The following is an 8,584-nucleotide window of genomic DNA, read 5'->3' on the forward strand; positions in this document are numbered from 1 at the left end:
AGCATATTTAGCACCGAACGCTGGTGATAACCTTTTAGAAGTATTTAATATTACAAGATTATTACTAAGATATGATGTTATTTTCGCCAACATAGTTTTAGCTCATCATTTAGATAAGCCGTGTTAAACTAGCAAAAAATAGTCCCCTGTACAGCATCAGTTATGTGCTGTGCGGCAATATCAGGTCAATTCATGAGTCATAATATTCCCGCCATGTCTAACGCAACCACATCAGACGAGACACATGCGCAAGAAATAGCTGCGACGACACCAGCACAAAAGCGAGCCCTAAGTTACTCAACCACTATTGAGACTCTGTTTAATCAGGTTATGAGTACCAACATGCCTGCCGATCGAATCATTGGCCAATATTTTCGTGAACATAAAAAACATGGGTCAAAAGATAGGCGAGTGATCCGCGAAAGTTTGTTTGGTCTATTTCGCTGGTGGGGCTGGTTAAACCAATTAAATTCAAACCAAAAACACACTACATGGTTTCAACAGCTAAGCACATGCGCGATGTTGGAACAACATGAATGGAATGACGTTGCTACTGCCTGGAATGACTTCGCGAGTTGGCCTCAAACCCGCCCGGACCAAGTTGAACTGATAAATAATGCTTCATTAAATGACAAATTAACCGCCTTTATGACGGTAAGTGGCATTGATACCTGTCAACTAACCCAGTTGTTGCCACAATGGTTTTGGCAACTGTGTCCTATAGATGGTGTTGATCAATATGCAGTTGTTAATGCTATGAGCAGCCGCCCTCCGATCTGGGCTCGTGCACAAACATTATCAACAGAAAAAGTGATCAAATCTCTTGGCCAAGCTGGTATTGAAGCAAAAGCGAATAGTTACTTTTCAGATGCCATAAATTTAGGTCATAAGAGTATTAACTTAAATGAAGTTAATGTTTATAAACAAGGTTATCTTGAAATCCAAGATTTAGCTTCACAAGTTATTGGACAAATTTGTCAGCCAAATAACCATGATAAATGGTGGGATGCTTGTAGTGGTGCTGGCGGCAAAACACTGCAATTATATTCATTAATGTTACAGCAAGGCTCTGCCTTAACGGGCAGTATTATTGCATCAGATATTCGAACTAAACCGTTAGAAGAGCTACGCAAGCGTGCCAAACGTGCCGGTTTTGATAATATTAGTGTTGCACCTTGGAAAGGCGACGTATTGCCTGTAGACGCGAATGCTTTTGACGGAGTATTAGTCGATGCTCCTTGTAGCTGCACAGGTACTTGGCGTAGAAACCCTGATATGCGATGGCTTGATGATGCCAGTGCAGTAACAGATAAACCGATGCTACAATTAGCCATTTTAAGACGTAGCGCAGTGGCGGTAAAATCAGGCGGTAAATTGGTTTATGCAACGTGCTCTTTATCACCTAGTGAAAATGAACAAATTGTAAAAGACTTTTTATCTGAAACAGCCGAGTTTGAACTTGAACCGGTCACGCATCCTTTTACAGGGCAACTATGTGATATGCTGACAATTTGGCCTCAGCAAGCTAACAGTGATGGCATGTTTGTCGCAAAAATGCGCCGCAAGTAGTACGCCTAGCCGAAAGAGAATTAAAATTTCCCACTAAAAAGCCATCATATCGATGGCTTTTTTATTATTGTGAAACAACGACTAACTGTCTATCTTCGATGAAGGCGTAATATTAATTCAGCTTCTGCTTTAGGTAACTCACACTCTTGCATTAGCTCTTCAATACCGGCCCCCAAACCCACCATTTTTACGGCTCTAGAATATAACTTGGCTTGTGGGTCTTGCTGGCTAGCTTCTTCCAGCATATCAAACTGCTTGGAGAGTTTTTTCTCTAATTCGACAACGCGCCTTCCTACACCAATAGTACCACTACGCAATTCGTGTAATTCACGTTTAACAGCTTCTCGCTGACGATCGCTTTCTTTTACTAGCACTGTCAGAGCATTAACTTTAGTCTTTAATTTGCTCGACTGTTTTTGTAAGTAAAGTACCAAACCAAGGCATGCAATAACGTACACTAAAGCTGCAATTAGAAATTCATCACCCATTAACATACCTTTGTTGCTTCAACAAAAAACAAAACTAAAGCCAAAACAAAAAGCCAACAGTTATTCGGTTGGCTTTTTTCATCAGATTACGATTAAATTTGTGTTAATTCTACCCACTCATCATCAGACAATAATTTGTCCAAATCGACTAGAATCAATAATTCATTATCGCGGTTACTCACACCTTGAATATATTTAGCACTTTCTTCAGTGCCCACATTTGGTGCGTTATCAATTTCTGAGCGACGTAAATAAACCACTTCAGCTACGCTATCAACCAAAATACCAATAACTTGTTTTTCAGCCTCAATGATAACCACTCGAGTAGAATCATCTAGTTCGGCTGATGGCAAACCAAAACGTGAACGCGTATCGATAACCGTTACCACGTTTCCGCGTAAGTTAATAATACCTAAAACGTAATCTGGTGCACCTGGTACAGGAGCAATTTCGGTGTAACGTAATATTTCTTGAACTTGCATTACGTTAATACCGTAGGTTTCATTATCTAGCTTAAATATAACCCATTGTAATACCAAATCGTCTTTAGCTGCAGTAGCCGCTGCTACACTTCTAGAATTGCTCATAGTTAACCTCGGTCAATCGAATCCTGACAACCTAAACCTGCATCAAGCATTTTGATTAATGCTTGAACATGTAAAATGCCACACATTTGTTGTTTTACTACCCCAGCAAGCCAAGGACGCTTACCCGGTTTTTCACGCCAATTGACGTGTGATTTATCTATTTTAACGGCGTTAACTAACGATTCGCACGTTAATCCCCACTGACTATCTTCAAGCATAACAAGATATTGATAATTTACTGTTTGTGCTAATTCTGGAGAATATTTTTCAGGCATCACCCAAGCACACGTATCAACCACATTTATTTTAGTATCTCGATGGGTTTGCACCCCTTTAAACCAAGAGGGCCTACCTATAAGATGGCTTATCTTCTCAATTTTAATAATCCCACCCAAACTGACCAATGGCACCGCGAGTGTTAACCCTGCTACATTGAAGAATAACACCTGAAATTCATCATCAAGTAATTCTTGTAAATCATGGGTAATACTAGGCGGTTGATACCCAACCTGAGTCTGTGGCGCATCGTGCTCTTGCGACGCCGAGTTCTCTACCAACTGATCATGCTTAATGATAGCGTCTTTTATATCAGCATGTGAACTTTCGTTATTGTTTATATCGACTAACGGCTTGATTTCTTTATCCGTTAATTCTGTTTGTTGTATTTTTGTATGAGTAATGTCCGTTTCAGGCTCAATATGAGTGATAGCCTGACGAACTCGTTCTGCACTGGCTTTAATCTGTTGCGATAAATCGGTTTCAGCCTTGGGTTTAGACACTGCAGATAATAATTTTTCAAGTGCCAGCTTATCGACACTGGTTGTTGGCTCTGCATATTGCCTAGCAATAACAGGAACAACCTTAGATGATGTTAGTTGCGAATAATGTGCCGACAGCGTCATTTCGGCCGATGTATGAGTCGATTTTTCCTCGCTAATGCTTGACGTTTTATTGCCGCTGTCTTTAACGGTATTAGCAGAAATACTTGGTTTTACCTCAAGGCTTTGTTCAGTAATCGGCTTAGGCGATTCTTGTAATAAAAGACTGAAATAATCAAAAACAGTTTCATCAACCGATTTTGACATGGGTAAACTCCTGAGAAAATAAAAAATCCAGCAGGCGATTATATGCTTTTACACCTCGGCTACTGGCTGAATAATGTGATGCGGGTAAATGAGCCAAACTTGCATCTCTAAATTTTGTATCTACAGGTATTACATCATTAGGCCACAGTGTTGGGCCATATTTATCCTGCAAAAATTGTAATGCTATTGGGGACGCTTTAGTGCGCTTGTCATACATTGTAGGTAATACAGTATAGCTATAACGAGTTTTCTTAGAACGCCCCATTATTTCCATCGTTTTCACCATACGTTCGAGTCCTTTTATAGCCAAAAACTCAGTCTGGACTGGAATAATAATGTGATGACTTGCTGCTAATGCATTAACCATTAACACCCCTAATACTGGTGGACAATCGATAATAGCAACATCATATTTATCTTCAAGCAATGCCAATAAGTTGCGCAACACCAAACCCATTCCTTCTTGATGACCTAATGACCTATCAAGTGTCGCTAACGCCATGTTCGCAGGAATGATATCAAGCCCTTCGATTTGAGTTGGGAGCACATTCTGTAGAATAAACTCTTGGGTCAGCGTCTGATGATTCAAAAAGACATCATAAAGTGAACAAGGCACTTCATCGGAATCAATACCTAAATAATAGCCCAATGAAGCGTGAGGATCGGTATCGATCATCAGCACTCGTTGACCACGTTTAACCAACGCTCCGGCTAAACTGGCTACTGTGGTGGTTTTACCTACTCCACCTTTTTGGTTAGCTACCGTCCATACTTTCAAAAAAGCCTCTCAACTCATTATAATGGTACTATTATGGAATATTGACTACTGCTTGTGTTTTTTATCATCACGGGTTGTTACACGGATCCCACCATTAGGTAAACGGATCACTTTAACCCCCTGAGCATCTTCTGATACTATGACTTCTTGATCAATTTGTTCAGCAGCAACATCTGCATCGTGCTCAACCTTATCAATATCAGTAAGCGGTGCGTCATCTAAAGTACCCGGACCAAACAGCACACTTTGGGGTTGTTTATTTCCTGCAGACGCTATAATTGCTTGAGTTTGTTCAGGATGCTGAGTTAACCAATTAGCAATATTAGCGGCTTGATCATCGGGTACCATTAATAACACTTGAGATGCCGTTAACCGCGCGACATCTTGCTCTAATAACGTCACTTTTTGATGAGCATCAATATACAAACCCGCTAATACTACGATGGCAATAAAGGATAAAAAAAATCCCAGCATTTGCTTGGTCTGTAATGAGTACTCTGGCTTAGCCACGACTAGACTCTTTTAAAATAGCTTCAGCCATATTGTCCAACGAAATAGAGTGAGTCGAGATACCGGTTGATGCCACAGCTTGAGGCATACCATATACCACACAGCTTGCTTCATCCTGTGCCCAAATAGTGGCACCAACAGACTTCAACATTCTGGCACCTTCTCTACCGTCAGCCCCCATTCCGGTTAATACAACCGCTAAAACATCACCGCCAAAAGCTTTGGATGCTGATGCAAAAGTAATATCAACACACGGTTTATAGTTCATTTCTTGAGTTCCAGAAATGACTTTAAGTCTTCCAGAAATACCGCTTCGCTCAATCATGAGCTGCATGCCTCCAGGCGCTAAATAAGCACAACCAGGGCGCATAACATCACCATTTTCGGCTTCTTTTACCTCAATTTTACACAAGGTATTTAAACGAGCTGCAAAAGCTGGAGTAAACGCCGCAGGCATATGCTGTATCAACACAATAGGATGAGGATAATTTGCTGGAAATGCGGTTAATACTTTCTGTAATGCTACTGGTCCACCGGTTGAAGTTCCAATGAGTAACAATTTATATTGCTTACCACTGGCCCGAATAGATGATATTGAAGACGTTGTCGGATTAGCGCTATGACGATCTGCCGAGATTGTGGATAAACTGGAACGAGTCGCTACTGGTGTTGTTGTGGAAGCCAAACGACTACTTAACGGACGACGAGGCGTATTTGTCTCTGGAACAGCAATCGTTGAACGACGAGATTCTATTGTTGAAGTAGGTGTTAACGAACTTGACCGATACATCCTACGTCGACCTAACGCTTTAATTCGTTGCTGTAACAAAAGAATCGCATCGTCTTTATTCGTTGCTATATCTTCAAAACGTTTTGGCAAAAAATCTAATGCGCCGGCTTCTAACGCATCAAGTGTCGCTTTAGCACCATCATGAGTTAATGATGAAAACATCAAAATAGGTGTAGGATTATTAGCCATAATTTCACGAACAGCAGTTATACCGTCCATCACAGGCATTTCAATATCCATCGTAATGACTTGAGGCTTTAATTTTGCAGCCATTTCAACAGCTTCTTTGCCGTTAACGGCAACTGCGACGACTTCGAGATCAGGATCTTGATTGACAATCTCACTGACTCGACGTCGAAAAAAGCTAGAATCATCTACAACTAGTACTTTTATGGCCATTTAATTCCTTAAATAATGGAACTTTTATTCTTATTTTTTGCTTTTAGCGTAATGTTTTAGCAGTCCTGGCACATCTAAAATCAGTGCAATACCACCATCGGATGTAATAGTCGCACCCGCCATTCCTGGAGTTCCTTGTAACATACTGCCAAGCGGTTTAATGACAACTTCTTCTTGGCCTATCAATGCATCAACAACAAAACCAATTTGCATCGTGCCAAGCTGAACAATAACCACATGACCATGCTTTTTATCGCCATGTTTAAAGGTTGATTTTTTACTGTGCAGCCAATGTTCTAGGTAGAATAATGGCACGGCCTTATTGCGGAAAATTACCGTCAATTGACCGTCTACTATATTGGTTTTTGTTAAATCTAAATTAAAGATTTCATTCACACTCGATAATGGTAATGCAAAAACTTGATTAGACACATCAACCATCAATGTCGGCATAATAGCCAAGGTTAATGGCACTTTAATTTCGAGAACCGTGCCCTTACCTTTCATAGAATCAATATAAACAGTACCGTTTAGTTGGTTGATGCGGGTTTTCACCACATCCATACCCACTCCACGTCCTGAAATATCTGAAATTTCAACTTTGGTTGAAAATCCTGGGGCAAAAATCAAGTTATAAGCTTCGTTATCGGTCATTCTCGAGGCGGCATCTTCATCAAGCACACCACGACTTATAGCGATTTGTTTTAGTTTTTCAGGATCCATTCCCGCGCCATCATCCTCAATTTTAAGCAGGATATGGTCGCCTTCTTGGCTAGCCGATAAGGTAATTGTACCGGTTCGAGATTTACCACTCGCTTCACGAGTAATCGGCATTTCGATACCGTGATCAACTGAGTTACGAACCAAGTGGACTAAAGGATCGGCTAATGCCTCAACTAAGTTTTTATCAAGATCGGTGTCTTCACCAATCATGATTAAATCAATTTCTTTATTTAAGGTACGAGCTAAATCGCGAACAACACGCGGGAAACGACCAAAAACTTTCTTAATCGGTTGCATGCGGGTTTTCATCACCGCACCTTGTAAATCAGCCGTAACCAAATCTAGGTTTGCAAGCGCCTTGGACATTTCTTCGTCTTCACGATTAATGCCTAAACTAACCAATCGGTTACGCACTAAAACTAACTCACCGACCATATTCATAATTTGATCTAAACGAGCAGTATCAACACGAACTGTTGTTTCGCCTTGTGGGACAGACGCCGCTTTTGCAGGCGTTTTATCTTTTACTGGCTCAACCTTTGAAGCAACAGACGGGGCTGATGTCGCTACTGGTTTAGCTGTAGGGGCTGGACTCGTTTTTGCTGCTTGTGGAGGTGCGACGGCTTTAGTAGGTTGAGCTGGAGGAGGCGTTTGCGATTTAGCGACTGGCGCAGTACCTTTACCATGTAATTCATCTAAAAGACGTTCAAATTCATCGTCTGTGATTTCATCAGAATCAACCAAGGGTTCAACAATAGGCTTTGCAGCGGGCTTAGATGGAGCAACAGGTTTGGTTTTAGCTTCGAATGAACCAGAGCCATGTAATTCATCTAATAATGCTTCAAATTCATCATCAGTAATTTCATCGCTACCACTTGTTGTAGCAGGCTTTGAGTCAATATTGTCTTTTTTTACTTCAGAAGGTTTAGCTGAAACAGGACTTTTACCCGGACCATGTAAGGCATCAAGCAAAGCTTCAAACTCTGACTCATCAATGTCATCAATACTGCCAGTGTCAGACATTTCCGTTGATGGAATACTGATATCTTCGACGTATTCAGGCTCACTAAATTCAACAATATTTTCAATTGGTTCCGGTTCATCTGCCGACATTTCTGAAGGTAATGGTGCCCCCGAACTTAATAATTTGAGTTTAGAAAGTAATGCAGAATCAGCAGGGTCTTGTGATTCTCCCTGTTGAGTTTGAGCAAACATGGAATTAATGGCGTCGACCGCTTGCAAAATAATATCCATTAATTCTGCATTTACGCCACGTTTACCGGTGCGTAATAAATCGAACGTGTTTTCTGCTTCATGACATACGTCAACCATCGGTTTTAGACTTAAAAAACCAGCCCCACCTTTAACGGTATGGAATCCACGGAAAATAGCATTAAGTAAATCACTGTCATCAGGATTATTTTCAAGAGCAACTAGCTGCTCCTGTAGAAGCTCTAAAATCTCGCCAGCTTCAATTAAAAAGTCCTGGAGTATCTCTTCATCAACATCAAAAGACATTAAATTGACTCCTAATTAGAAACCCAGACTTGATAGCAGATCGTCTACTTCATCTTGACCTGTCACCACATCTTCACGCAGTTCAGCATGCATGATGGGACCTTCTGCTTCTATTTTATTTTCGTTTATAGTTGGCG

At 40.8% G+C, this 8,584-nt stretch carries 9 protein-coding genes; 1 reads left to right on the plus strand and 8 read right to left on the minus strand.

What is annotated here, in order from left to right:
• Nucleotides 1-192: 192 nt before the first annotated feature.
• The gene (locus CXF78_RS07620) at nucleotides 193-1,569 is read left to right on the plus strand and encodes an RsmB/NOP family class I SAM-dependent RNA methyltransferase (protein WP_102036433.1); all 1,377 of its coding nucleotides are present in this window, start codon (nucleotides 193-195) and stop codon (nucleotides 1,567-1,569) included.
• Nucleotides 1,570-1,658: 89 nt separating this feature from the next.
• On the opposite strand, the gene CXF78_RS07625 is transcribed toward CXF78_RS07620, so the two are convergent.
• From CXF78_RS07625 to CXF78_RS07660, 8 genes are all read right to left on the minus strand, one after another.
• Nucleotides 1,659-2,057: a DUF2802 domain-containing protein gene (locus CXF78_RS07625; RefSeq protein ID WP_011636682.1), complete on the minus strand. Its 399-nt coding sequence runs from the start codon at nucleotides 2,055-2,057 to the stop codon at nucleotides 1,659-1,661.
• 92 nt (nucleotides 2,058-2,149) lie between these two features.
• Nucleotides 2,150-2,644 (minus strand): chemotaxis protein CheW, encoded by a 495-nt coding sequence (locus CXF78_RS07630; protein WP_011636681.1) that lies wholly within the window; start codon nucleotides 2,642-2,644, stop codon nucleotides 2,150-2,152.
• Between the two features lie 2 nt (nucleotides 2,645-2,646).
• Nucleotides 2,647-3,729, minus strand: a complete 1,083-nt coding sequence (locus CXF78_RS07635) for a chemotaxis protein CheW (RefSeq protein ID WP_011636680.1) — start codon at nucleotides 3,727-3,729, stop codon at nucleotides 2,647-2,649.
• Nucleotides 3,713-4,507 (minus strand): ParA family protein, encoded by a 795-nt coding sequence (locus tag CXF78_RS07640; protein WP_011636679.1) that lies wholly within the window; start codon nucleotides 4,505-4,507, stop codon nucleotides 3,713-3,715. Before CXF78_RS07640 ends, CXF78_RS07635 begins: the two co-directional genes overlap by 17 nt.
• A gap of 45 nt (nucleotides 4,508-4,552) precedes the next feature.
• Complete coding sequence (locus tag CXF78_RS07645; protein WP_102036434.1) at nucleotides 4,553-5,017, minus strand: membrane anchored protein in chemotaxis locus; 465 nt, start codon at nucleotides 5,015-5,017, stop codon at nucleotides 4,553-4,555.
• Nucleotides 5,010-6,206 (minus strand): protein-glutamate methylesterase/protein-glutamine glutaminase, encoded by a 1,197-nt coding sequence (locus tag CXF78_RS07650; RefSeq protein WP_102036435.1) that lies wholly within the window; start codon nucleotides 6,204-6,206, stop codon nucleotides 5,010-5,012. Before CXF78_RS07650 ends, CXF78_RS07645 begins: the two co-directional genes overlap by 8 nt.
• 30 nt (nucleotides 6,207-6,236) lie before the next feature.
• On the minus strand, nucleotides 6,237-8,447 hold the full coding sequence (locus CXF78_RS07655) for a chemotaxis protein CheA (protein ID WP_102036436.1): 2,211 nt from the start codon (nucleotides 8,445-8,447) through the stop codon (nucleotides 6,237-6,239).
• A gap of 15 nt (nucleotides 8,448-8,462) precedes the next feature.
• A partial coding sequence (locus CXF78_RS07660) for a protein phosphatase CheZ (RefSeq protein WP_145991392.1) occupies nucleotides 8,463-8,584 on the minus strand: 122 nt, incomplete at its 5' end.

Source organism: Shewanella sp. 11B5, from assembly GCF_002836795.1.
In the GTDB taxonomy this organism is placed as follows: domain Bacteria; phylum Pseudomonadota; class Gammaproteobacteria; order Enterobacterales; family Shewanellaceae; genus Shewanella; species Shewanella frigidimarina.

What these genes read in the sequence shown, in the direction of transcription:
- CXF78_RS07620 (WP_102036433.1), top strand. Translation starts at nt 193, where the DNA reads ATGAGTCATAATATTCCCGCCATGTCTAACGCAACCACATCAGACGAG.
- CXF78_RS07625 (WP_011636682.1), bottom strand. Translation starts at nt 2,057, where the DNA reads ATGGGTGATGAATTTCTAATTGCAGCTTTAGTGTACGTTATTGCATGC.
- CXF78_RS07630 (WP_011636681.1), bottom strand. Translation starts at nt 2,644, where the DNA reads ATGAGCAATTCTAGAAGTGTAGCAGCGGCTACTGCAGCTAAAGACGAT.
- CXF78_RS07635 (WP_011636680.1), bottom strand. Translation starts at nt 3,729, where the DNA reads ATGTCAAAATCGGTTGATGAAACTGTTTTTGATTATTTCAGTCTTTTA.
- CXF78_RS07650 (WP_102036435.1), bottom strand. Translation starts at nt 6,206, where the DNA reads ATGGCCATAAAAGTACTAGTTGTAGATGATTCTAGCTTTTTTCGACGT.
- CXF78_RS07655 (WP_102036436.1), bottom strand. Translation starts at nt 8,447, where the DNA reads ATGTCTTTTGATGTTGATGAAGAGATACTCCAGGACTTTTTAATTGAA.